The 23,553-nt window shown below is 30.3% G+C and carries 23 protein-coding genes; 21 read left to right on the top strand and 2 right to left on the bottom strand.

Features of this window, described 5'->3' with window-relative positions; translation table 11 throughout:
* Positions 1-96 precede the first annotated feature (96 nt).
* Both OCU55_RS18520 and OCU55_RS18515 read left to right on the top strand, forming a co-directional pair.
* Complete coding sequence (locus tag OCU55_RS18520) at positions 97-930, top strand: YihY/virulence factor BrkB family protein (protein WP_261853778.1); 834 nt, start codon at positions 97-99, stop codon at positions 928-930.
* A gap of 96 nt (positions 931-1,026) precedes the next feature.
* Positions 1,027-1,392, top strand: a complete 366-nt coding sequence (locus OCU55_RS18515) for a single-stranded DNA-binding protein (RefSeq protein WP_261853777.1) — start codon at positions 1,027-1,029, stop codon at positions 1,390-1,392.
* 228 nt (positions 1,393-1,620) lie between these two features.
* On the opposite strand, the gene OCU55_RS18510 is transcribed toward OCU55_RS18515, so the two are convergent.
* Complete coding sequence (locus OCU55_RS18510) at positions 1,621-4,272, bottom strand: FAD-dependent oxidoreductase (protein ID WP_261853776.1); 2,652 nt, start codon at positions 4,270-4,272, stop codon at positions 1,621-1,623.
* A 762-nt stretch (positions 4,273-5,034) separates the two neighbouring features.
* Here OCU55_RS18510 and OCU55_RS18505 point away from each other — a divergent pair.
* The 10 genes from OCU55_RS18505 to OCU55_RS18460 all read left to right on the top strand — a co-directional run bounded on the left by OCU55_RS18505 (position 5,035) and on the right by OCU55_RS18460 (position 13,338).
* Positions 5,035-5,988 (top strand): AAA family ATPase, encoded by a 954-nt coding sequence (locus tag OCU55_RS18505; protein WP_261853775.1) that lies wholly within the window; start codon positions 5,035-5,037, stop codon positions 5,986-5,988.
* Between the two features lie 17 nt (positions 5,989-6,005).
* Positions 6,006-7,127 (top strand): DUF58 domain-containing protein, encoded by a 1,122-nt coding sequence (locus tag OCU55_RS18500; RefSeq protein WP_261853774.1) that lies wholly within the window; start codon positions 6,006-6,008, stop codon positions 7,125-7,127.
* Complete coding sequence (locus tag OCU55_RS18495) at positions 7,127-8,356, top strand: hypothetical protein (protein ID WP_261853773.1); 1,230 nt, start codon at positions 7,127-7,129, stop codon at positions 8,354-8,356. The genes OCU55_RS18500 and OCU55_RS18495 overlap by 1 nt, the downstream gene beginning before the upstream one ends.
* A gap of 64 nt (positions 8,357-8,420) precedes the next feature.
* Entirely contained in the window at positions 8,421-8,987 is a 567-nt protein-coding gene (locus OCU55_RS18490; RefSeq protein ID WP_261853772.1) for a hypothetical protein, read from the top strand.
* A 250-nt stretch (positions 8,988-9,237) separates the two neighbouring features.
* Positions 9,238-9,567, top strand: a complete 330-nt coding sequence (locus tag OCU55_RS18485; protein ID WP_261853771.1) for a DUF6514 family protein — start codon at positions 9,238-9,240, stop codon at positions 9,565-9,567.
* Positions 9,568-9,843: 276 nt separating this feature from the next.
* On the top strand, positions 9,844-10,215 hold the full coding sequence (locus OCU55_RS18480) for a holo-ACP synthase (protein WP_261853770.1): 372 nt from the start codon (positions 9,844-9,846) through the stop codon (positions 10,213-10,215).
* A 4-nt stretch (positions 10,216-10,219) separates the two neighbouring features.
* A complete protein-coding gene (locus OCU55_RS18475) occupies positions 10,220-11,722 on the top strand; it encodes an NAD(P)H-hydrate dehydratase (RefSeq protein WP_261853769.1) in 1,503 nt (500 codons plus the stop codon).
* Positions 11,723-11,780: 58 nt separating this feature from the next.
* Positions 11,781-12,395: a germination lipoprotein GerS-related protein gene (locus OCU55_RS18470; RefSeq protein WP_261853768.1), complete on the top strand. Its 615-nt coding sequence runs from the start codon at positions 11,781-11,783 to the stop codon at positions 12,393-12,395.
* A 341-nt stretch (positions 12,396-12,736) separates the two neighbouring features.
* On the top strand, positions 12,737-12,976 hold the full coding sequence (locus tag OCU55_RS18465) for a hypothetical protein (RefSeq protein WP_261853767.1): 240 nt from the start codon (positions 12,737-12,739) through the stop codon (positions 12,974-12,976).
* Positions 12,977-12,984: 8 nt separating this feature from the next.
* Positions 12,985-13,338 (top strand): type II toxin-antitoxin system PemK/MazF family toxin, encoded by a 354-nt coding sequence (locus OCU55_RS18460; RefSeq protein WP_207752977.1) that lies wholly within the window; start codon positions 12,985-12,987, stop codon positions 13,336-13,338.
* Between the two features lie 88 nt (positions 13,339-13,426).
* Here OCU55_RS18460 and OCU55_RS18455 read toward each other — a convergent pair whose 3' ends face one another.
* Positions 13,427-13,564 (bottom strand): hypothetical protein, encoded by a 138-nt coding sequence (locus OCU55_RS18455; RefSeq protein ID WP_261853766.1) that lies wholly within the window; start codon positions 13,562-13,564, stop codon positions 13,427-13,429.
* Between the two features lie 542 nt (positions 13,565-14,106).
* On the opposite strand from OCU55_RS18455, the gene OCU55_RS18450 reads away from it, so the two are divergent.
* From OCU55_RS18450 to OCU55_RS18410, 9 genes are all read left to right on the top strand, one after another.
* Complete coding sequence (locus tag OCU55_RS18450) at positions 14,107-14,931, top strand: transketolase (protein WP_261853765.1); 825 nt, start codon at positions 14,107-14,109, stop codon at positions 14,929-14,931.
* Positions 14,931-15,875: a transketolase family protein gene (locus OCU55_RS18445; protein WP_261853764.1), complete on the top strand. Its 945-nt coding sequence runs from the start codon at positions 14,931-14,933 to the stop codon at positions 15,873-15,875. Before OCU55_RS18450 ends, OCU55_RS18445 begins: the two co-directional genes overlap by 1 nt.
* Positions 15,876-16,060: 185 nt before the next feature.
* Positions 16,061-16,912 carry a YitT family protein gene (locus OCU55_RS18440; RefSeq protein ID WP_427847072.1) on the top strand — a complete coding sequence of 284 codons (852 nt, stop codon included), beginning with the start codon at positions 16,061-16,063 and terminating at the stop codon, positions 16,910-16,912.
* A 185-nt stretch (positions 16,913-17,097) separates the two neighbouring features.
* The gene (locus OCU55_RS18435) at positions 17,098-17,952 is read left to right on the top strand and encodes a YitT family protein (RefSeq protein WP_261853762.1); all 855 of its coding nucleotides are present in this window, start codon (positions 17,098-17,100) and stop codon (positions 17,950-17,952) included.
* Positions 17,953-17,979: 27 nt separating this feature from the next.
* Positions 17,980-18,828 carry a YitT family protein gene (locus OCU55_RS18430; protein WP_261853761.1) on the top strand — a complete coding sequence of 283 codons (849 nt, stop codon included), beginning with the start codon at positions 17,980-17,982 and terminating at the stop codon, positions 18,826-18,828.
* Positions 18,829-19,097: 269 nt separating this feature from the next.
* Positions 19,098-19,784 carry a cell division ATP-binding protein FtsE gene (gene ftsE, locus OCU55_RS18425; RefSeq protein WP_183275600.1) on the top strand — a complete coding sequence of 229 codons (687 nt, stop codon included), beginning with the start codon at positions 19,098-19,100 and terminating at the stop codon, positions 19,782-19,784.
* Entirely contained in the window at positions 19,774-20,667 is an 894-nt protein-coding gene (ftsX, locus tag OCU55_RS18420; protein ID WP_261853760.1) for a permease-like cell division protein FtsX, read from the top strand. Before ftsE ends, ftsX begins: the two co-directional genes overlap by 11 nt.
* Before the next feature lie 80 nt (positions 20,668-20,747).
* On the top strand, positions 20,748-22,037 hold the full coding sequence (locus tag OCU55_RS18415) for a S41 family peptidase (RefSeq protein WP_261853759.1): 1,290 nt from the start codon (positions 20,748-20,750) through the stop codon (positions 22,035-22,037).
* A 12-nt stretch (positions 22,038-22,049) separates the two neighbouring features.
* Positions 22,050-23,321 carry a PDZ domain-containing protein gene (locus OCU55_RS18410; RefSeq protein ID WP_261853758.1) on the top strand — a complete coding sequence of 424 codons (1,272 nt, stop codon included), beginning with the start codon at positions 22,050-22,052 and terminating at the stop codon, positions 23,319-23,321.
* Positions 23,322-23,553: the final 232 nt, after the last annotated feature.

Below are 23,553 nucleotides of genomic sequence, written 5' to 3'. Positions count from 1 at the left end.
GATATAAATTGCCATATATAATTTAAATATTATAGGTAATAATAATACATATCAGAACAATATATTATTATTACGAGCATTAAAAAAGGTGGTCTAATGAAAAAAGATTGTTTAGTAAAAAAAGGTTGTTTGACTGATATTTTAAAAACACTTATAAAAAAAGTGATGAATGATGATATCTTTGCTTTAGCTTCTCAGCTAGCATATAATTTAATACTTTCATTTTTTCCATTCTTGATGTTTATAATGACGATTGTAGGAATGAGTAGCTTAAAAAGTGAACAAATTTTATCAAGCTTGAGTTTAGTTTTACCAGTGAGTGCATTTAATCTAATAAGATCTACAGTAATAGAAGTAGTTGAAGTCCAGCAAAAAAACTTGCTATGGATAAGTTTGTTGCTTGCATTATGGACATCTTCTTCTGGATTTAGTGGAGTTATAAAAGGTTTAAATAAGGCGTACGAGGTAAAGGAGAGTAGATCATATTTTAAGGTAACCTCTATAGCTATTTTATGTACAATAGTGTTTGCACTAATGATAGTTATAACATTATTTCTTATGGTATTTGGAGATTTAATTGGACAATTTTTGATGGCTAGATTTCCATTCGATGAAACCATAAAATTTATGTGGGATATGGTTAGATTTATGTTCTTAATATCTATGATGATATTAGTATTTGCATCGTTATACCATTTTACTCCAAGTAGGAAACTAGGATGGTCTGAAGTTCTTCCTGGAGCAGTTGTGAGCACAGTTGGGTGGTTATTAGTATCATATTTATTTTCCTACTATGTTAATAATTTTAGTAATTATTCAAGATTTTATGGAAGTCTTGGGGCGGTGTTTATACTTATGACCTGGTTATTTATAACTTCATTAATATTATTATTAGGTGGAGAAATAAATGCTGTTCTCGCAGAGCAATAGAGTGGTAAAAGAATTATTTTAAGTGATTAATTAAATATGTATAAAAATCTCCTGAATGGTTAGAATTTACAATATGAATTTTCAGGAGGTTAAAATATGAATAAAATTGTTTTATTAGGAAGATTAATAAGAGACCCTGAACTAAGACTAGTTGAAGACAGCGAGAAAATATATACTAAATTTATCATTGCTGTAGAAAGAAACTTTAAATCTTCAGACGGGGAAAGAAAATCTGATTTAATTCCTGTTACCCTTTGGGGAAGGAAAGCTGAAGTTGTTTGTAAATATATGAAAAAAGGAAGTATAATAAGTCTAAGTGGAAGACTAAGAACGGGAAGCTATGAAGATAAAGATGGCAATAAAAAATACATAGCAGAAGTAGTGGCTGAAGACTTTAGATTTGTTGGGCATCGAAAGAATATAGAGAATGATGATGAAGTAGTAAATGAAGATAACAACTAAAAAATAGAAAGGTAAAGATTTAAAAATCTTTACCTTTCTATTTTTATAAATAAAGCAATAAAAAAATTATATTATTTATCTTTATCTAAAATTCATCATATAAAAACTCTATTTATAAAAAGATAGTAAGATGAAACACTTCAATCCGAAACCTATTATCAAAATTTCTCTGGGTTCTGAGAGGAGAGTCTGATAATATAAATTTAATTATGAAGTGGTTCATCTATATTAAGATATCAAACCTGAGGATAAAGCATCTGACTTAGATATTCCTTTACCTATTCCAGATAGAATTTTAGTTGCCTTTCCTAGTCCGCCGATAAGTATACCTGCAACAAGTTTATCATCTTTAAAGAATAGTTTACTATACTGATCTTTAGGAACATTGTTAGCAACTTCTTCAAGTGAGTCATCCGCAAAATCTACAGAACCAGCGGAAAATACATGAGCTCCTAAAGCATTAAACATAACAGATGAAACAAATTTATTAAATGATTTACAGCTTGAAACAGCATTAGTTCCTGCTACCTTTCCCATTTCAATGGCGGCAGGCCAAGTACCATATACTATACCATTAAGTTCTGCAACGTCTCCGCAAGCATAGACTGAAGGTACATTTGTTTCCATATTATCATTAACTAAAATACCTCTGTTAATATTTACGCCAGCAAGCTTTGCTAAATTACAATGTGGTCTTACGCCTACTGAGAATAGGAGCAAGTCACAGTTCAGGATTTTTCCACTAGCTAGTTTAATTGCAGTCACAGTATTATTTTCAACGATAACTTCTTTGCAGCATTCCCCTAAGATAACATTTACTTCGGATTTATCAATTATATCTTTAAATAGCTTAGAACCATCTTCATCCAACTGTCTAGGAAGTAATCTTGGTAAGAACTCCACTACAGTAACATTAGTACCTTTCATGGATATTTCATAAGCTGCTTCTAAACCTAATAAACCACCACCAATAACTATTGCATTTTTAGAATCCTTCAAAGCATTCTTAACTTCATAAGTATCATTAACATCTTTAATTGTATATACTCCATTAATTTTAGAATAGTTAAATGAATTTAATTCATCTAGCTTATCTCCATTGGGAGATATAACTGCTGTAGGAGGAATGAAATTGTAACTTCCGTTAGCAAGTATTAGCTTGTCATAATTTAAGGATTCACCATTATCCAATTTAATAACTTTATCATCTGATATAATATCTGTAACTGTAACTCCAAGTAGTTGTCTTATAGAATTTTCTTCGTACCATTTTTCAGGAGCTATATAGAACTTATTTTCAGGAATATCTTTAGTAATCAAATCTGATAATTGAGGTCTAAAATAGGATCTTACTTCTTCTTTAGATACAATTGTAATTTCGCCTTTTTTGTTATTTTCTCTTATTGCTTTAGCTGCGTAGAAGCCAGCTGCACCATTACCTATAATGATATATTTATCATTGTTTTCTTCAACAGATGCAGCATTTTCTCTTTCAACTTCTACAAATTGATCACTTCCAGCACCGCAAACTGGGCAGATTTCAGGTGGCAATTCACTTTCGAATATTTCACCACATATAACACATTTCCAAAGTTTTAATTCTCCAGTTGGGTCCTCAATTTTTTCTAGTGTTGGTTTATTGTTGGGGATGTATTCAGATTTTTTTTTTTGTAGAACAGTTTCTCCAAAACCAACTCCAAATTCAAAAGCCTTTTGTAAGTCTTCTTCAGAAGGTTTGAAGTTTATTTTTAATCCTGGTCCGTAAATATTCATCTTAAGTTCTTCTAATCTTGTTTCTATCCTTGGAACAGCTTCTCCACTCCATCCATAGGAACCGAAAGCTGCTGCTACTTTACCACCATGTATAACTGGGTTTAATTTTGATAGCACATCTCTGATAGGTTCTAATAACTCACTAACTATTGTAGGTGAACCAAATAGGATACCATCAGAATCACTAATATCAGCAACAATGTCTTTCATATCATGATGAATTACATTATATATTTTAATTTCATAAGCTCCAGTAGAAGTAATCCCCTCTGCTATCTTGTGGGCTAATTGTTCAGTATAACCATATGCTGAAACATATGATATAGTAACTTTTTTCTTACCATCTTCTCTTGGTGAAGCAGGTGTGCTCCATTCTTTATATAAATTAACTATATCCCATGCAGTTGTTCTGAGAACTGGACCGTGGCCTGTGCAAATTGTGTCTATATCAAGATCTTTTATTTTCTCGATTGCTTTTAAAACAAAAGGCTTAAATGGTCCCATTATACAATCATAATAGTATCTTAAAGATTCCATATACCTATCATGATCTTCTGCAGGTATTAAGTCATCAAACACTCCTTCAAAGCAAAAATGACTACCAAATGAATCACATGTTATTAATACCTTATCTTCTTTTATATAAGTGTATATAGAGTCTGGCCAATGTAAGAATGGAGCAGATATAAATGTTAATGTCTTATTACCTAAACTTATAGTGTCTTTATCATTAACTACAATTGCTTTGAAGTCTGTATTGGCAATTTTACGCATGAATTTTATAGCTGGAGCAGATCCAACTATTTTTGCATTAGGAGAAAGTTCCAAGAGTTTAGCTACTGATCCAGCATGATCAGGCTCTGTATGATCAACAACAATATAGTCTATATTATTTATATCAACATTTAAACTTTTAAGTCTAGCTATATATTGATCGAAAAATTGAACTTTAACTGTTTCAAATATAGCTACTTTTTCACTACCTTTAACTACGTATGAGTTATAAGTTGTTCCGTTTGGAGTATACATTATAATATCAAAAATTCTTAAATCGGGATCTAAAGCTCCTACCCAATGAATATCATCTTTAACTTCTAAAGAACGCATTAAGATCACTCTCCTCAACTATCTATATTAATATACATATTTTATTAATTAATAATTATTATTTGTTATAAATATATTATACACTAATCATATTTTTTGTAAAGATAAAAATTTAACAATTTTTGCAATATATTTTCAGTTTTGAAGGTCTCAACTATCACTTAAATATGAGGTTATACTGTAAAAAGTTAACTTAGTATATTAATTTAAGTGCGATATTATTGTGAATATTTAAATAAACTTATAATAATTTATAAGTTTATTTCGAAATTTATGCTGGATTTTAAGTTAGTATACGTATTTATATTTAGACATATTCAGGCTTAAGATAAGTTAATAGTTGGAGAGGATAATAAATAATACTACATTTATACAAAAGTAACTAAATAATGTTGCAATATTTATGAAATATGATATAATTAAGGTAGTTGATGATAACGTATACAAATATATAACCGTTTCTTCAATTATGGTATTTGTGGGAATTTAGGTGAGATATTAAACGAAAAAAGCTGTGTAAATCGGCTTTTTTCGTTTTTTTGCTATAAAATAAAATGTAGAATTTTTATGACTTCTAAAACCTATAGATTTCAACAGGTTTAGAAGTTTTTTTAATTAAAAACTTAATATTTTGAAAATTTTGTATTTTGTACAGAAGTAAACGATTCTAAAAGTTGCAAATTTTTTAATAGTATATGTATAATTATATATACCAAGCTATATAGAAGGGGGCGAAAGATAACAATAAGTTATCTGAAACTAATGGATAATAATAAATTTGTATCATTTAGAGAAAAGATTCAAAATAATATTGGGAAAGTAATTGTTGGAAAAGAAGAGAAAATAGATAAAATAATTGTAGCCTTCATTTGTTCAGGCCATGTTCTTCTTGAGGACATACCTGGACTAGGAAAAACTAAACTTTCTAAGGCTTTGGCAAAAACGTTAAATTGTACATTTAAAAGAGTTCAATTTACTCCAGACTTATTACCATCAGATCTTACTGGAATATATTATTATAATCAAAAATCAGCAGAATTTGAACTTAAAAAAGGCCCTTTAATGAGTAATATAGTGTTAGCGGATGAAATAAACAGAGCGACACCTAGAACGCAGTCAGCTTTACTTGAGTGTATGGAGGAGAGACAAGTAACTATAGAAGGAAATACTTTAAAGCTTGACAGTCCTTTCTTTGTAATAGCAACTCAAAATCCTATTGAACAATTCGGTACATTTCCATTGCCTGAAGCTCAAATGGATAGATTCTTTATGAGACTATCAATGGGATATCCAGAATACGAGGAAGAAAGAGCTATATTAAATAAATATATGAATGATGATCCTTTAGAAAAATTAGAATCAGTAATATCTATGGATGAAATAAAATATGTCCAACAGCAGTATTCAAATATAACTGTAAGTGAGGAAATAAAAACATATATATTAGATATTATTTCTGAAACAAGAAAAAGCTATGATATTGAATTGGGGGCATCTCCAAGAGCATCATTGAACTTAATGAGAGGAGCACAAGCGTTAGCTGCTATTAGTGGAAGAGATTATGTAATACCTGAAGATATTAAGAGTATAGCCATAAGTATTATCGCTCATCGTTTGACTACAAGATCATCAATTGGATCTTCTAGAAGTGATTCGCAGGAAAAAGTATTAGAGGATATATTAAATAAAATAGAGACTCCATTAGAAAAGCTGTAAATCAGTGAGGTGTTGATGTGAGTAGTATATTAATATTAGTTTTTTCTATAGCAGTATTTTCAATTATAGCTGAAAAAATTAGAAGAAATGCTTTTAAGAATTTATCAGTATTTAGAAAAATTGATAAAAGGTCAGTATATCAAGGAGAAGAAATATCAGCGACTATGTATTTTGAAAACTTTTCAAAAATTTTCATCCCGTTTGTTCATGTGGAGGAGAAAGTTCCATTTGAATTAGAGCGGGTAGGGAAAATAGATGGCGAAAAGATAGGGGATGCAAAGTATTATTCCAATGTTTTTAATATTGGGGCTATGGAAAGGCTTAAATTTAATTACAAGTTTTCGTCAAAAAAACGAGGAGTATATTATTTAAGGACTATAAAGGTATCAGTAGGTGATATCTTTGGGTTTTCTGAAGATGTTATGGAACTTGAAGATTTTGTTGAAATATTAGTTTATCCTAAGCTAAGGAAACTATCTGAAATAGCATTTAATAATAATAGTCTTATTGGAGATATAATAGTTAAAAGGTGGATATTTCAGGATCCGCTATATATAAAAGGAATAAGAGAGTACACCACTGATCATAGAATGAAGGATATCCATTGGAACTCTTCCATGAGGACAGGAAAACTTATGGTAAAGGAATATGACTTTACCTCAGATAGGCAAATTACTTTTTTATTTAATACACAGACAACTAATCCTTTCTGGAATGTATATAACGGTCATAAGTTAGAAGAAGGAATAGATATGATGGCAACAATAGGAGTGGAAGTAATAAATAGTGGAATTGCTACAGGAGTATGGACTAATGGACAAATAGTGAGTTATTCTGGGAAGCATGGCAATGAAATGACAGGGTCTTCTACATCTGTTAAGAGATTCTTAGAATATTGTTCAAGGATAGATATAAACACTAAATTTGCATTCCATGAATATCTTTACAATATGAAGGAAAAGTTTGATATAAATACAGTTTATATACTGATTACTTCTTATATGGACAATGAAATAGCAGCTATAATAAACGCATTAAGAAGCAAAGGTATACTAATTAAGCTTATTGATATATCTGAAAAAGGTGATGTTAATATTCCAGGCATTGAAAGACTTCATCTAAGTGGGGAGGGGCGATAATGAATTTATATAATTTTATAAAGATACTTTATGGGATTTTAGTATCTACTTTTGCTTTTGTTATTTCGTCAATCATCCTAAACTCCATAGGTGGAGTAAATCCTAGTTTCTATGTATATCTAATTACCGTAGTATTTATGTTTTTGTTTTATTATATGATTAATAATACTAATAAATATAAGTTAATAATAGCAATACACAATTTACTGTATTTTATAATTCTGTACGGTATCTTTGGAAAAAGTGGAAACCTAAGCTTGCAGATGATAGTAATTATTCAAGAACTATTGCTACTATCAGCTGATGGTATATCAATAACAAGAGATTTTTATAGAAATAGATTAAAGAGTTTAGTTATTGGATTGCTAATAGGTATGTTTTTTACTTTGTTTGAATCTAAACAAGTTACTACATTTTTATATCCATTCTATATATTGTTTTTTTTAACTGGAATACTTCTTTTAAGAGCATCAAGAGCGTTTCAATATAAACTTGCAAGTTCAAGAAGAGTTAAGTCATATATATTTATACTAGTATTATCATTAGTTTTATTTAACCCATATATCTATAGTTTAGCAATAGGGACTTTAGGGATATTGTATCAAAAGATTCAGTGGATAATTGTTAAAATTTTATATGCTTTTTCATTATTGTTAATGTATCCAATGAAAGTAATACAACTATTGTTCCAGAATAAAAATATGAGTGATGCAAGTGTTAAAATGACTGACATACCTTATGAAGATCAGAAGCTAATACAAAGTGATAATACATTCATATTAAGTGTTATTAAGATTCTCTTTTTTATAGGCATAGTTATAATAATTTTATATATGTTTAAGCTTATTTTAAATAGAAGAAAGTTTAAACATAAATCAAAGGAGCAGTTGTTTGGAATTGAGAGAGAAAGTTTAGACGATTCTTTTAAGAAGAAAGACAATTCAATTAAAAACAATTGGACAGGTCGAAAAGGGAAGATTCTAGAGATGTTCTATGATATACAAAAGGAAACTTACAGAAAGAACATATTCAAAAAAAGCATGACAGCAAATCAATTGCTAAATATATCGAAGCCATATATAGATGGTGATGAAGAATTTAAATATATAGTAGATTGTTATAATGAAGCTAAGTTTTCAACTCATGAAGTAAGTGATGAAATGATCGATGAAACTAGAGGAAAATATAAAACTTTAAAAAACAAGATTAAAGAAATAAAGAAGATATAAAATGTTGAATAAAATAATCTCCTTTGGATAAAAATACTATTTGAATTGTAAGGGAGGTTAAACAATGAAAAATAATGATTTTATGAAAAAAACATATAATAATTTTTCTGATTTTGTAAGGGTAGCCTCTTCTAGAGAGTTATCCTATTTTTTGTTGGACGCAAAATATACTAGTGGATTTAGCAGTCAGATGAGTAGATTGATAAGTGAACTAAGGAAAGAAGGGAATTTAGCTGCAGATTTTGTAATGTTTTTTAATACAGATGGAGAAATAGCTATTTTTGATGAAGATCTATTAGGAACATATATAGGTGATAGGTTTTTAGCCGAAGTAGAAAATAAATATGGAAATAAAAAGTTGAATTATATTGTTAAATCAGTAATCAATAATAGCGAAAGTGTACAAAAGGATTTTGCGCAAGTATGCTATGAAGTTATTGTAAAGATATTAGATGAAATATATATGGAAATGAAATATAAAAAAGATTTAGGAGAATTTTATAAAAAGACATTGAATCTTGATGATGAATCAATAGAGAATTTACCTTTGAAAATAGCAGCACTTTTAATAGTGGAAGATATGTGTAGATACCTAGGAATTAATGTTACATTAAAACAATTAATAAAATAATTTAAAATATCTACAAGAAAGACAGAGTTTCGTCAAGTTTTGTCTATTTTATGTGAATAATACTGGAATATAAATATCATAAAATACATTTATAGGAAACGGCAAGTATATTCTTTATATATTCTGTCATAATTTAAAGAGAAAAAAATTTTTGACAAACCATCATTTGACACAAAAATAAAATAATTAGTGTTAGGATATTGTTATGAGTTCTATAACATTTGTTTATAAGGCTTAAGGGGGTAATTTTATGATGGTTGTTGAAAATTTATGGAGAAAAGTCAATTTTGACGACAAAGAATATAACTATTCTTACAGGTTAATAAAGACGGATTTTAGAGGTAGCGCAGTATACGGCATTGAAATAGAAAGAACAGATTATGATCATAACAATAATATGGTCAATATAGAAAGAGACTGCATAGAAAAGATTTCGCCAATATATGATAATGTTCACCAGTTATTAAGTTTGGTTTATGAAAATCAAGTCTCACCGATTCACTTAATTGACATTCTAGGAGAAAGAGTAGATGAGTTATTAGGGGATTTCAGTACATGCTGTTTATCTATAGCAAATTAATATATCCTTTTTCTTAAGGAAAGTATGAATACTTTCCTTAATATTTTGTCATATTCTAAATACATGGATTAATTATGAACTTTAATTAATCCATGTCCAAGGGTTTTGGATAATAGTACAATAGAAAGTTGCTGCTTTAAGGATTAAATGGTTCATCTTTCGATAAATTCTAATTTATCTCTGCTATAACTTTGAAATATCTTTTTAAAGATATAAAATATTACTAGAGCAAATATGATTATAGAACTTGTTCTGAATATATTTAGGGGTGAGCATATGATTATTGGTACAGGAGTAGACATAATTGAGATAGATAGAATAAAAAAGGCTGTAGAGAGAACTAAATCCTTTATGAGCAAGGTCTATAGTGAAAATGAGATGCTTTTATTTAGAGAGAAGGGGATGAGGATGGAGTCTGTTGCAGGAAACTTTGCTGCAAAGGAAGCTATCAGTAAAGCATTAGGCACAGGAATAAGAGGATTTCAATTAAAGGATATAGAAATAGTGAGAAACGGAATAGGAAAGCCAGAAGTTAATTTATATGGGCGAGCTAAAATCATAGCAGAGCTTAAGGGGGTAAAATCAATTCATGTAAGTATATCTCATAGCAAAACTGATGCAATTGCATTTGCTGTATTGGAGGGATGATTTAATGAGAGTAGGTTCATCATCTACCCTTAAAAGTATAGATAAGTATTGCGTAGAAAAAATAGGTATACCTAGTATTATTCTTATGGAGAATGCAGCATTAAAGATTATAAGCAATTTGGAATTACATAAGAATAAAAAGTTTGTAATAGTATGTGGAAGTGGAAATAATGGTGGAGATGGTTTGGCTGTAGCGAGGCATCTTAAGGCTTTAGGAAAAGATATTGATGTTTTCTTGGTTAATTTAAATGATAAATTATCAGAAGATTGCTTAATAAATTATAATATATTAAAACATTTGGGAATCAAGATCTATCCTTTGAATAATATGGAAGATTGTTCTCAGCTTCGAGAGTGTTTAGTAAATAGTGATATAACAATAGATGCCTTATTTGGAACGGGGTTATCTAGAAATCTATCAGAACTTTATATAGATATAATCTCGGTTATAAATGAAAATAGTGAATACATAGTTTCTATTGATGTTCCTTCTGGAATGAATTGTGATAGTGGTAAGGTAATGGGGAGTTGTGTTAACGCAAATAAAACTATAACCTTTGAGCTATTAAAGAAAGGTTTTTTAACTTGGGGAACAAGTACGTATACTGGAAAAGTAGTGGTTGAAAGCATTGGAATACCTGAATCTGTAATTGATAATCACAGTGAGGATATTTTCATGATTACTGAGGAACTAGTCAAGAAACACATACCTCAAAGAGATAAGTATGGGTATAAAGGTGATTATGGAAGAGTATTAGTACTAGCAGGTTCCATGGGTTTTTCTGGCGCAGCATACATTACTGTTAACAGTGCTGTAAGAAGTGGTGCTGGTTTAGTTACATTAAGTACTTCGAAAGATCTACAACAAATATTATCATGTAAATTTATAGAAGCAATGACTTCTAGTTATGAAGATGAAGAACAGTTAGATAATCATATCAAAAAGAGTGATTGCATAGCTATAGGCCCAGGAATGGGTGATAGTTCCACTACATTAGAGCTCTTAAAAAAAGTTATATATAATTCTACATGTCCTATTGTTATAGATGCTGACGGTATAAATGTGTTGAAGGGTCAACAAGATATTCTTAAGGATAAGAAGTGCTCCATTATAATTACACCTCATATAGGTGAAATGTCAAATTTAACTGGCTACTCAAGGGATTATATCAAGGAAAATAGGTTAGAAGTTGCTAAAGAAGTTGCTGGAAAGTACAAGATAGTTGTACTTTTAAAAGGTTATAATACAATAATAACTGATGGCAATAAAACTTACATAAATCCAACAGGAAATAGTTCTATGGCGTCAGGTGGAATGGGTGATTGTTTAACCGGAATAATAACCAGCTTTATAGCTCAAGGGATTAGTACACTTGAAGCTACAGCAGCCGCAGCATATGTGCATGGATATATTGGTGAATGTTTATCAAAATCAATGTATTGCGTAAATGCCAGCCATATTATTGAAAATATCCCCTCAGCAATAAAAGAAATGCAATTAAAATAGAATAAAACTGCTATTAGATTAATAATAGTATTAATGTAGTCATAATTTAGGAGGATTTATGAAAAGAAATCGACTATTATTAATATTACTATTTATAATAATAGCAGCAGTTTCAATATTTGCTGCTTATCAAAAGTTTTATAATATTACTCCAGAAGAAATATTAGATGAAATCAAAGAGATAAAGTCATATACTGCAGATGTCACTTACACTTCTATAAGTTCTAGGGGTGAAGTAAAGTATGAAACTACCCAATGTTATGACAAAGAACAAGGAACTAGAGTTGATTTTAAAGAAGGAAGAATATATCTGTATAAACAAAATAAGATATATGTAAAGGATACTAGTACTAATAGACAATATGAAGTGGACAAGAACTCTGATGAATTTTATAAATTAGCCTTTATAGATGAAGTTGGAAAGTATATTGTGCTAGATCAAGAAATTAAATATTACTATAAGGATATAAATGGGATAAGATGTCTGATTGTTGAGTTTTCAATATTAAACAATAATCAAAATATGGACAAACAGGTACTGATAATAGACAGTGAATCAAAGACACCTAAAGAATTGTTAATATATGATAAGAATGGAAGTGAGAGAGGAAAGATAGAATACAGTAATTTTAAAAAGTCAAATAAATTGGATAAAAAGTTATTTGATCTTTAGTAGTAAACATAAGAAATCAAGTACTTGAGGAAATTAATAACTAATAGTATACGATTTTACCAGTTTATATTATTTAAGTAATTTCCCAAAGTATGTACATATGATATGGTTGTGGGTTTTAAAACATTGAAATTTTAACTTATACTTCAATGATAATAACTTTAATTATTTTATGTATTTATATAAATATAATAAAAAATATCAAATACAGAAAATAATTGTAAAAAAAAGTAAAAAGAGAATAGCTAAAGATGAAAATTCTTTGACATTGTGACATAATTTGCTATAATTTACTTATACATATATCATTCTTTTTATAACTCTGAGGAGATGGGAGAATCATGTCATATTCAAAGAATAGAGAAAACGGTGCACGAGAAAAAAAATATAAAAAATATAGTCAATTAAATGATGCAAATTTAATATCATATAATGAGGATAAAAAAGAATCATCATTTTATTTATTAATGAAAAAAGGCTATGAAGAGATGGCGAGTATTAACATAGAGCTTGCCGAACTTGGTGTTGCATCAGACCTTCAAGATACTATTGAATATGAGACATGGCTATTCGGAGTGTGATATATGTAATGACGGTTATAAGTGTAAAAAGAGGCGATATATTTTATGCAGACCTAAGTCCTGTAGTAGGATCGGAGCAAGGTGGCATAAGACCAGTAATAATAGTACAAAACGATATAGGAAATAAATATAGCCCAACTGTGATTGTAGCAGCTATAACTTCTCAAATAAATAAAGCTAAGCTACCTACACATGTTGAGATATCATCAGAAGAGTATGGACTTAATAGAGATTCCGTTGTACTACTAGAACAAGTACGTACTTTAGACAAAAAGAGACTAAAAGAGAAGATTGGTCATATGACTGATGATGATATGAAAAAAGTTAATAAAGCTTTGCTAATAAGCTTAGCTCTAGATTAGATATTGTCCCTAGTTTGAAAAAACTAGGGATTTTTGTTTTTTTAGATGAATATATGCTTTGAAATTAAGGTGTCACTCCTCCTATGCTTTAATGAGTTTCGCAAAGAATTAATATGATCTTCTCCAATGTAGTAGCTAAAACTGTATAACTCACTACGTTCGGACAATACAGTTTCTTTACGCTAATCCATTTCCGAAAATCATTTAATTCTAATAGCTCACTCATATAGCATCTCCGGTAGTGACACCTTAATTTCAATAATATTATTAAACTTAGCCTTTAGACGAAGAGCTCCTGATATATACTTTGAAATTAAGCTGTAATTCTTTCGATGCTTTAATGAGCTTACGCAAAGAATTAATATGATTTTCTTCAATCTTAATTCTAGCAATAATATTAAAAAATAATGTTATATATGTATTATATAATACGATGTAAAACAGCAATTGTATAGCACATATAACAAAAGTAGTACCAATGTGCGCAAAAATATGAAATAAGTGTATCCAATTAAGCCAAGTTATGATAAAATAACTATTGGCTGATTATTAAAGATATTAATGGTATAATTAGTATGACTTACTTAATCTAAAGAAGAATATCTAGATAAGCCAGTTGAATATTTAGACAGTTTAGAACTAATGAGCATTTTTAAAAATTTCTTTGATTAAATTAAAGGAATTTAAGAATGCAAAAATAAAATAGATTGGTTAATCTATATTAGACTTAAGAGAAGATCTAAGAAGAACAGGACATAGGAGGTTAATATGAGTAATAAAGTTGAGGAATTAAGACAAATTACTAAGACTATAAGAAAAGATATTATAACTATGCTGACAGAATCAGCATCAGGTCATCCTGGTGGATCACTTTCTGCAGCAGACATACTAACAACTCTTTATTTTAAGGAGATGAATGTAGATCCTAAAAATCCTAGAAAAGAAGATAGAGATAGGTTTGTTCTATCAAAAGGTCATGCAGCTCCTGTACTATACAGTGTACTTGCGAGAAAAGGATTTTTTCCTGTAGAAGAATTAAAAGGTTTAAGAAAGCTAGGATCAATGCTTCAAGGACATCCAAACATGAATGATGTTCCAGGTGTTGATATGTCTACTGGTTCTTTAGGACAAGGTATATCGGCAGCTGTTGGAATGGCTCTTGCAGGCAAGTTAGATAATAAAGAATACAGAGTGTATACTTTATTAGGAGATGGTGAACTTGAAGAAGGTCAAGTTTGGGAAGCTTCTATGTCTGCTGCTCATTATAAACTTGATAATTTAACAGCTTTTATTGATTATAATGGACTTCAAATAGATGGAGATATTGAAAAAGTAATGAATCCAGCTCCAATAGACGAAAAGTTTTTAGCCTTTGGATGGAATGTCATTAATATAGATGGACATGATATAGAAGAAATAATAAGTGCTATAGATACAGCTAGAAACACTAAAGGAAAACCTACAGTAATTGTATGCAAAACTGTAAAAGGAAAAGGTGTTTCATTCATGGAGAATGAAGCTGGATGGCACGGCACAGCGCCAAATAAGGAACAATGTGAACAAGCTTTAAATGAGATCGGAGGGGAAAACTAATGGCTAAAAAAGTTGCGACAAGAGAAGCTTATGGAAAGGCTTTGGCAGAACTAGGAAAAGTTAATGAACAAGTTGTAGTTTTAGATGCAGATTTATCAAAATCTACTAAAACAGCAGATTTTAAAGCTGTTTTTCCTGAAAGATTTTTAAATATGGGAATAGCTGAAGGAAATATGATGGGAGTTGCAGCTGGTCTTTCAACTTGCAACAAAGTACCATTTGTAAGTACCTTTGCTATGTTTGCTGCTGGAAGAGCATTTGAACAAATAAGGAACTCTATTTGTTATCCAAACTTAAATGTTAAGATTTGTGCTACTCATGCAGGTTTAACTGTAGGAGAAGACGGGGCTTCACATCAAGCTATAGAAGATTTATCATTAATGAGAAGTATACCTAATATGATAGTGATTAACCCAGCTGATGATATTGAAACTGAGGCTGCTATAAAGGCTATCGCTGAGTATGTAGGTCCATGTTATGTGAGATTAGGTAGAATGGCAGTTTCTACGGTAAATGATAATGCACAATATAAGTTTGAGATAGGAAAGGGCGTAAAGCTTGCAGAAGGAATTAATGCTACTATAATTGCAACTGGAATAATGGTAGAAAAAGCACTAGAAGCTAAAGAGATATTAAAGCCGCTTGGAATAGATGTTGCTGTAATAAATATTCATACTTTAAAGCCTATTGATAAAGAAATTATTATAAGTGCAGCAAAATCTACTGGAGCTATTGTAACTGCTGAGGAACATAATATAATAGGTGGATTAGGATCAGCAGTTTGTGAAGTATTAAGCGAAAGCTTCCCAGTACCAGTAATAAGAGTTGGAGTTAAAGATACTTTTGGAGAAAGTGGTAAACCAGACGAACTTTTAAAAGCATATGGTCTTACTGCTGAAGATATTGCTAGTGCAGTTAAACGCGTTGTTGAGATAAAGCGTTAAAAAGAAAGCAATCAAAAGAAAATGCTAGAATATTTCATGTAAATCAGGTAATATAACAGTATAGGAGATCCTATACTGTTTTTTGCTTATTAAATTACAGCATATTTAATTTGAACACAGTGTTTTAACAGTTTCTAATGTAAATAGTAGAGTTATATAACATAGGATTATGAGGAGGAATGATTTTGAAACAAAAGTTAAAAGAATTTTTAGTCATTACAATTGGATTTATACTGGTTTCTATAGCTGTGCAGTATTTTTATGTTCCTAATAATATATCAGGTGGAGGGATAACAGGTATTGCCATGGTTATAAATTATTATATTCCAGCCTTGCCTATGGGAATATTAATGATAATTATGAATATAGTTTTATTTATAATTGCTTTTTTTGTGGTAGGTGGAGGCTTCGGAGGTAAAACTCTGTATGCTGCTTTTGGTCTTTCAGTTTCAATGTTGATCATTGAGAAGTTTTTAAAACCTCATGCATTAACTACAGATCCAATGCTTGCAGTAATAATAGGGACAGGCTTACTTGGAATTGGACTTGGAGTAGTGTTTTCCCAAAATGCATCTACAGGGGGAACAGATATATTAGCTAAAATATTAAATAAGTTTTTTCATTGGGACATGGGAAGATGCATGCAAGCAGTTGATATAATTGTAGTTGTTTTGTGTGCTATAGCTTTTGGACTCAATAAAGGATTGTATGCCATAGTCTGTGTAATGTTAAATGGAATAATAATAGATAAAGTCATTGAAGGATTTAATTCAGTAAAGTCGGTTGCTGTTTTTACAAATAAAAGTGAAGTTATAAAGAAGTATATAATAGACGAAATTAATAGAGGTTGCACAGTATTCACAGGAAAAGGTGGATATACTGATGCTGATAAAGAGGTCATATATTGTGTGATGGATAGAACACAATTGATAAGATTAAGATCTTATATAAAAATTATGGATAAAGATGCATTTATAATTGTAAGTGAAGCTCATGAAGTTTTAGGACAAGGTTTTAAAGATATGTATAATGGATAAAAAAGTTCTGTTTTAGAGAAAATAAGATTGTATATGTATAAGAACAAAGTAAAAGTGTAAATTTGTTATATTCAGAACAAATTTATATTTAATAGATAACTAGGGCATTCTAATGAAATAACCTTAAAATATACATTAAGTGGAATAGATTATATATTTATTAAAACATTAGGGGGAGTTGTGAGATGCAAAATAAAGTTTTTAAAGACTATCTTTTCATAACTATAGGGATACTTTTGGTAGCTATAGCGGTAGAATATCTCTACGCACCAAATAATCTTGCTGCGGGTGGAGTAACCGGTTTAGCTATAGTTATTAATTACTATATTCCTTATGCAACTACAGGAACTCTTGTGCTGATTATGAATATAATCTTATTTATAGTTGCATTTATATTTATAGGAGGAAATTTTGGAGCTAAAACAATATATGCATCTTTTGGACTTTCTTTAATAATGTGGATTATAGAAAAGTTTTTTCATCCTCAAGCACTTACGCATGATTTGATAATAGCTGCAATATTTGGAACATTTTTATCCGCTATTGGAATGGCTATAGTTTTTAATGCAAATGCCTCAACTGGTGGGACAGATATAATTGCTAAGATACTTAATAAGTTTTTTCATGTGGATATAGGTAAGGCGTTATCCTCCGTTGATTTTATAGTAACTCTTTTGGCGGCTATTACCTTTGGCTTAAACGCAGGATTGTATGCACTATTATCGGTCATTCTAAATGGTATAGCTATAGATAGAGTTATAGAAGGCTTTAATACATCTAAACAATTAACTATAATTAGTAGCAAAAATAAAGAAATAGGTCAATTTATAATGAATGAACTTGGACGGGGATGCACCTTCTTAAAAGGTGTTGGGGGATATACAGGTAAGGAAACGTTTATAATATATACGGTGGTTGCAAGAGCTGAATTTATAAAACTTAGAGAATATATAAAAAGTATAGATTCAAAAGCTTTTATAACTGTTGGAGAAGCTCATGAAGTATTAGGAGAAGGTTTTAAAGAGATAAATAATATATAAAGCTAATATAGCGTTGGTGAGGAACGAATGATGAAAACTTTCAAGAAATATTTATATATAACAATTGGAGTTTTTTTAATAACGATATCACTAGAGTACTTTTTTTTCCCTAATGATATAGCAGCGGGAGGAGTATCTGGGCTCGCCATCGTTATTAATGCCATTACTGGAATATCTGTTGGTACCCTTATGATAATATTTAATGTATTTTTATTTATAATAGCATTTATTTTTATAGGCGGTGGATTTGGAGCAAAAAGTATTTATGCGACTTTTGCATTATCTGGACTACTATGGTTTTTCGACACATTTATTGGACCTAAGCCATTTACTGAAAATTATATACTTGTAGTAGTGTTTGGAAGTGCAATTCAAGCTGTAGGGATTGCCATTATATTTAATCAAAATGCCTCTACTGGAGGGACATCTATAATAGCTAAAATACTGAATAAATATTTTCATATTGATATTGGTAAGGCGCTTTTAATATCAGATTTTATAGTTACACTACTAGCTATATATGCCTTTGGAGCAGATAAGGGTATGTTTGGCCTAATAAGTGTTTATTTAACTGGAACATTAGTTGATAGTGTAATTGAGGGTTTCACCATAGCTAAAGCAGTGTTTATAATAAGTAGTGTTAGTGAAAGTGTTGCTCAATTTATAATGAATGACTTAGGAAGAGGATGTACATATCTAGATATAAGAGGAGCTTATACCAAAGAAAAAACATCTATGCTTTTCACAGTAGTAAATAGAAAGCAATTTATAGTGTTAAAAAACAAGGTGAGAGAGTTAGATCGTAATGCTTTTATAACTGTAACTGATTCAAGAGAAGTTTTAGGAGAAGGGTTTAGAGATTTAGATGAAGAATAGTATCTTCTGTTAAGGAATGAACTTCAAGGAATTTTTGTTAAATAAGTGAATATGATTTAAAATTGTTTTTAAAAATAAAAAAAATAATTATTCTGAATCTTAGAGTATATCTCAATTACAGCAATCTTTCCTATAATTCCCTAAGGCAAGTTAATAAAGAATTCATAAAATCAGCCGCAACTACACTAGTACTTATGTTATAATAATTTTGTGTATTTGTAGCATTAGATAAATTACCGTCGAAAAAACAATTTTAAGGAGTTGTCTATATGATTGAATTTAAAAATGTAAACAAAGTTTATAATAATAATGTAAAAGCGTTATCAGATGTTAATGTTCAAATAGAACAAGGAGAATTTGTATTCCTTGTTGGGCCAAGTGGAGCAGGAAAATCAACTTTTATAAAGATGTTACTAAAAGAAATTGAGCCAACTGATGGAAATATCTTTATGAATGGAACAGATCTTGCATCTATCAAAAGAAGACAAGTTCCTTTCTATAGAAGGAAAATTGGAATGGTATTTCAAGACTTCAGATTAATTCCTACATTGAATGTATACGAAAATGTAGCTTTTGCAATGAGAGTTGTAGAGGCATCATCAAGGGAAATAAGAAGAAGAGTACCGCTTGTGCTTTCTTTAGTTGGATTATCACATAAGTATAAAATGTTTCCTAATGAACTATCTGGTGGAGAGCAGCAAAGAGTTTCTATAGCAAGAGCTATAGTAAACAACCCTCAAGTCCTTATAGCCGATGAACCTACGGGTAACTTAGACCCTGAAACTGCAAAAGAAATAATGAAGCTTATAGATGATATAAATAAGGCGGGTACTACTATAGTTATGGCTACTCATGCTAAGGATATAGTAAATGCAATGAAGAAAAGAGTTATTGCCATTGAAAGAGGTAGTATAGCAAGAGATGAAATGAAGGGTAGGTATATCTATGAAGATTAGTACGATAAAATATTTTATATCAGACGCATTTAAGAGTTTAAGAAGAAACAGGACTATAAGTATAGCATCTATGGCTACAGTTTTAGCAACGTTATTTGTTTTTGGAGTTTTTATGCTTGCAGCTTTAAATATAAATAATGCAGTAAATAGTGTAGAATCAAAAGTTCAAATAAAAGTATTCTTAGTAAAAGACATAAACTTAAGTGATCAAAGAGATATAGAAGTAAAATTAAGAGCAACTGAAGGGGTAAAAGATGTTACGTATGAATCGAAAGAAGAGGCATTAGACAACTTTAAGAAGCAACTTAAAGATAATGCAGATCTACTTACTGGTTATGATGATGATAAATCGAATCCTTTACCAAGTTCTTATATAGTTGAATTAGATAAGCCTGAGTATTCTCAAACAGTAATTAACCAAGTTAAGAGTATGACAGGTGTAGAAAGTATTGGAAATGACCAAGATTTAATAAATAAGATAGCGGCATTCGCTAAGACTATAAGATGGGTAGGAATAGTTATATTTGTAGTTTTAATAGGAGTATCTTTATTCCTAATAATGAATACAATAAAGCTTACTGTTTATTCAAGAAGAAGAGAAGTTGGTATAATGAAGTTTGTTGGTGCAACAGATTGGTTCATAAGATGGCCGTTTATACTAGAAGGTGTAGTAATAGGTGTTGTTGGTGCTGTAGTATCTAATGTATTATTATTCTTTGCTTATAAAGAAATATATGCCAAGATCACAACTCAACTTATTACTGTAAATTTAATTAATCCTGCATATGTTTTTTCAATGATGTCCTGGCAGTTTGTTATTTCTGGAGCCTTAATTGGTACTCTTGCAAGTATTATTGCACTAAGGAAGTTCTTGGTAGTATAATTTAAAAGTAGGAATAGAATAAATTATTAAGACAAGAATATAATTAGAGGAAGACAGTTGCTCAGAAAGGGTGAATACATATGGTTAATGACAGTAAAGATAAGAAAAGGACCTATACTAAGAGAGTAGGTATAGTAGCTATCATAATAATAGCCCTTATAGCCACTAATGCAGGATCATTTTATCTTGGCAATTTAGCCGCATTTAGAGGTTACACACCTGCACTAAAAGATAAAGAAGTTGCAGCATCACTTCAAGGAGTAAGTGACGTATCTAAATTTAAATCTTTATTTGAAGTAAGAGATATCCTTTATAAAAACTATGATGGTGCAATAGATGACCAAAAGTTGGTTGAAGGAGCTATAAAAGGTATGACAGAAGCTCTGGAAGATCCGTATACAGTTTTTATGGATAAAAAGGATTATGAAAGTTTCTCGGAGCAAAGTAAAGGAAATTATATGGGACTTGGTATACAGGTAGAGGCTAAGGATGATAAAATTGCAGTTTCTACAGTGTTTGATAATTCGCCAGCGAAAAAGGCGGGGATATTACCAGGAGACTTTATCTTAAAAGTTAACGATACTACTGTAACTGGGAAAGAATTAGATAAGGCTGTTTCTATGATGAAGGGTACTGAAAAAGCAGAAGTGAAATTAACTATATCTCGAGAAGGTAGAGGAACCTTTGATATTAAGGCTACAAGAGATGTAGTTAAAATAGATTCAGTTAAAGGTGAAATGATTGATGCCAAAACTGGATATATACAGATAGCTGGCTTTGAAGAAAATACATCGAATGATTTTACTAAAAAGCTTAAAGAACTTGAAGATAAGGGAATGAAGGGTTTGATACTTGATCTAAGGGATAATCCTGGTGGATATTTAGATGAGTGCGTAAATGTTGTATCAAATTTTATTCCTAAGGGAAAGACTATAGTATCAACAATAGATAAATATAAGAATGAAAATAAGAGTGAATCAAAAGGTGGTATTGCAGTAGGTATGCCGCTAGTAGTACTAGTAAATGGTAATTCAGCTAGTGCATCTGAAATAACTTCGGGTGCAATAAGAGATTATAAAGTTGGAACTCTTATAGGAACAACAACTTTTGGTAAGGGTGTAGTTCAAGTTGTATTTAGTGATGATACTCCATACAAGGAGAAATACATGCCATCTTTAGAAAAAGGAACAGCTTTAAAAGTTACAATTTCTAAGTACTATACTCCTAACGGAGAAAATATTCATAAAAAAGGTATTAAACCTGATATTGTGGTTGAATATCCAAAAGAATTGCTTTCAAAACCTTATGACAGATCAAAGGATCCTCAATATAAAAAAGCATTTGAGGTATTACAAGAAAAGATGAAATAGGAGGATATCCACATGGATTTAGCGATATATACACTTAGATCTTTAGCTTATGCAATTGTGGACCCCCAATATGCCTTGATATTAACATTACTTGCAGTAATGTTCTACATGCAAAATAGAAAAAATTCATTTATGCAAAAGATGATATTAGGGGAGAGTTTTAACTCTCCCCTAGAACTTACTTTATCACAGATAGTATTAGGGATACTTGCGGGAGCTTTAGGAAGTGTAATACTTACTTACTTAGGTGTTGTATTTGATAAAAACTCTGGAATTGATATTTTATTTATAGTATCACTTTTACTGATGTTTTATAAGCCGAGATTTTTTTGTTTTTCATACTCAGCTGCAATACTTGGAATTGTAGCAATTGTACTAAACTATATTTACGCTTCAATGGGCATAGTAGCACCACTAAATATTAATGTTACATCTTTGATTACTTTTGTAGGTGTACTTCATATTGTAGAAGGTATACTAGTAAGTTTTGACGGTGCCAAAGGAGCTATTCCTGTGTTTACTAATAAAGAGGGAAGAATTCTTGGAGGGTTCGCGCTAAAGAGACATTGGGCGATTCCTATAGCATTAATAATTCTTATAAAAGGTGTTGTTGATACAGGTACAGTAGAAATAGCCAATCCGAGTTGGTGGCCTCTTATCCAAAGTGGAAGTTTTAAGAAGATCATGGAAACCGCTGTTATATCCTTGGTTCCATTTTATGGGGTTGTAGGATATTCTTCGATAACTTTTGCAAGTGACAAGAAAGAGAAGGCAAGAAATTCTGGGATTGGAATACTAGTTTACGGATTATGTATGATTGTAGTTGGACAACTTGGTAATATTGGCATTGTGTTCCAAATAGTAGGTCTTATATTAATGCCAGTAGCGCATGAATTTATGCTAAGGGTTCAGAATAAAGCAGAGCAAAGTAAAGAACCAATGTTTATAAGCGATGATGAGGGTGTATCAGTTTTAGATGTTTCTCCAGGTTCACCGGCTTATATAGCAGGTGTGAAGAGTGGAGATAAAATATTAGCTATTAATGAAGAAGAAGTAATCAATGAATTACATGCATATAAGCTAATAAAAGAAAGTTATGTTAGTGTAGACATAAGGTTGAAAAATAGAAAAGGATCTATAAAAAATATACTTATTAATCAAATTGAAAATAAAAGATTTGGAGTTATATTGGTCCCTAAGGTTGTCAACAATAAAGATATGATAAATTATGATAAACAAAGTTTTAATGATATTCTAGATAAACTTAAAGATAAAGATAAATAACTTTACAAGGTCCTATATTTGTAGGATCTTGTTTTTTTCTTTGGCGCTGTTAAATCACCGTGTTGAAATTAAGTGGTTTTGCATCCGATGCTTTAATGAGCCTTCGCAAAGAATTAATATAATTTTTTCATATTCCATGGCTAAAACTGTAAAATCACTACGTTCGAACAGTACAGTTTTTTAACGCCATTCCATCTGAAAAAATCATTTAATTCTAATAGCTCGTTCATAT

It is taken from the genome of Clostridium folliculivorans (genome assembly GCF_024341905.1).
Taxonomy (GTDB): Bacteria; Bacillota; Clostridia; order Clostridiales; family Clostridiaceae; genus Clostridium_AR; species Clostridium_AR folliculivorans.
This window is presented reverse-complemented; position numbering and strand designations above follow the sequence as displayed.

Excerpts from the sequence above, each read along its gene's own strand:
- OCU55_RS18520 (WP_261853778.1), top strand. The coding sequence starts at position 97 with ATGAAAAAAGATTGTTTAGTAAAAAAAGGTTGTTTGACTGATATTTTA.
- OCU55_RS18515 (WP_261853777.1), top strand. The coding sequence starts at position 1,027 with ATGAATAAAATTGTTTTATTAGGAAGATTAATAAGAGACCCTGAACTA.
- OCU55_RS18510 (WP_261853776.1), bottom strand. The coding sequence starts at position 4,272 with ATGCGTTCTTTAGAAGTTAAAGATGATATTCATTGGGTAGGAGCTTTA.
- OCU55_RS18505 (WP_261853775.1), top strand. The coding sequence starts at position 5,035 with ATGGATAATAATAAATTTGTATCATTTAGAGAAAAGATTCAAAATAAT.
- OCU55_RS18495 (WP_261853773.1), top strand. The coding sequence starts at position 7,127 with ATGAATTTATATAATTTTATAAAGATACTTTATGGGATTTTAGTATCT.
- OCU55_RS18490 (WP_261853772.1), top strand. The coding sequence starts at position 8,421 with ATGAAAAATAATGATTTTATGAAAAAAACATATAATAATTTTTCTGAT.
- OCU55_RS18485 (WP_261853771.1), top strand. The coding sequence starts at position 9,238 with ATGATGGTTGTTGAAAATTTATGGAGAAAAGTCAATTTTGACGACAAA.
- OCU55_RS18480 (WP_261853770.1), top strand. The coding sequence starts at position 9,844 with ATGATTATTGGTACAGGAGTAGACATAATTGAGATAGATAGAATAAAA.
- OCU55_RS18475 (WP_261853769.1), top strand. The coding sequence starts at position 10,220 with ATGAGAGTAGGTTCATCATCTACCCTTAAAAGTATAGATAAGTATTGC.
- OCU55_RS18470 (WP_261853768.1), top strand. The coding sequence starts at position 11,781 with ATGAAAAGAAATCGACTATTATTAATATTACTATTTATAATAATAGCA.
- OCU55_RS18465 (WP_261853767.1), top strand. The coding sequence starts at position 12,737 with ATGTCATATTCAAAGAATAGAGAAAACGGTGCACGAGAAAAAAAATAT.
- OCU55_RS18460 (WP_207752977.1), top strand. The coding sequence starts at position 12,985 with ATGACGGTTATAAGTGTAAAAAGAGGCGATATATTTTATGCAGACCTA.
- OCU55_RS18455 (WP_261853766.1), bottom strand. The coding sequence starts at position 13,564 with ATGAGTGAGCTATTAGAATTAAATGATTTTCGGAAATGGATTAGCGTA.
- OCU55_RS18450 (WP_261853765.1), top strand. The coding sequence starts at position 14,107 with ATGAGTAATAAAGTTGAGGAATTAAGACAAATTACTAAGACTATAAGA.
- OCU55_RS18445 (WP_261853764.1), top strand. The coding sequence starts at position 14,931 with ATGGCTAAAAAAGTTGCGACAAGAGAAGCTTATGGAAAGGCTTTGGCA.
- OCU55_RS18435 (WP_261853762.1), top strand. The coding sequence starts at position 17,098 with ATGCAAAATAAAGTTTTTAAAGACTATCTTTTCATAACTATAGGGATA.
- OCU55_RS18430 (WP_261853761.1), top strand. The coding sequence starts at position 17,980 with ATGATGAAAACTTTCAAGAAATATTTATATATAACAATTGGAGTTTTT.
- ftsE (WP_183275600.1), top strand. The coding sequence starts at position 19,098 with ATGATTGAATTTAAAAATGTAAACAAAGTTTATAATAATAATGTAAAA.
- ftsX (WP_261853760.1), top strand. The coding sequence starts at position 19,774 with ATGAAGATTAGTACGATAAAATATTTTATATCAGACGCATTTAAGAGT.
- OCU55_RS18415 (WP_261853759.1), top strand. The coding sequence starts at position 20,748 with ATGGTTAATGACAGTAAAGATAAGAAAAGGACCTATACTAAGAGAGTA.
- OCU55_RS18410 (WP_261853758.1), top strand. The coding sequence starts at position 22,050 with ATGGATTTAGCGATATATACACTTAGATCTTTAGCTTATGCAATTGTG.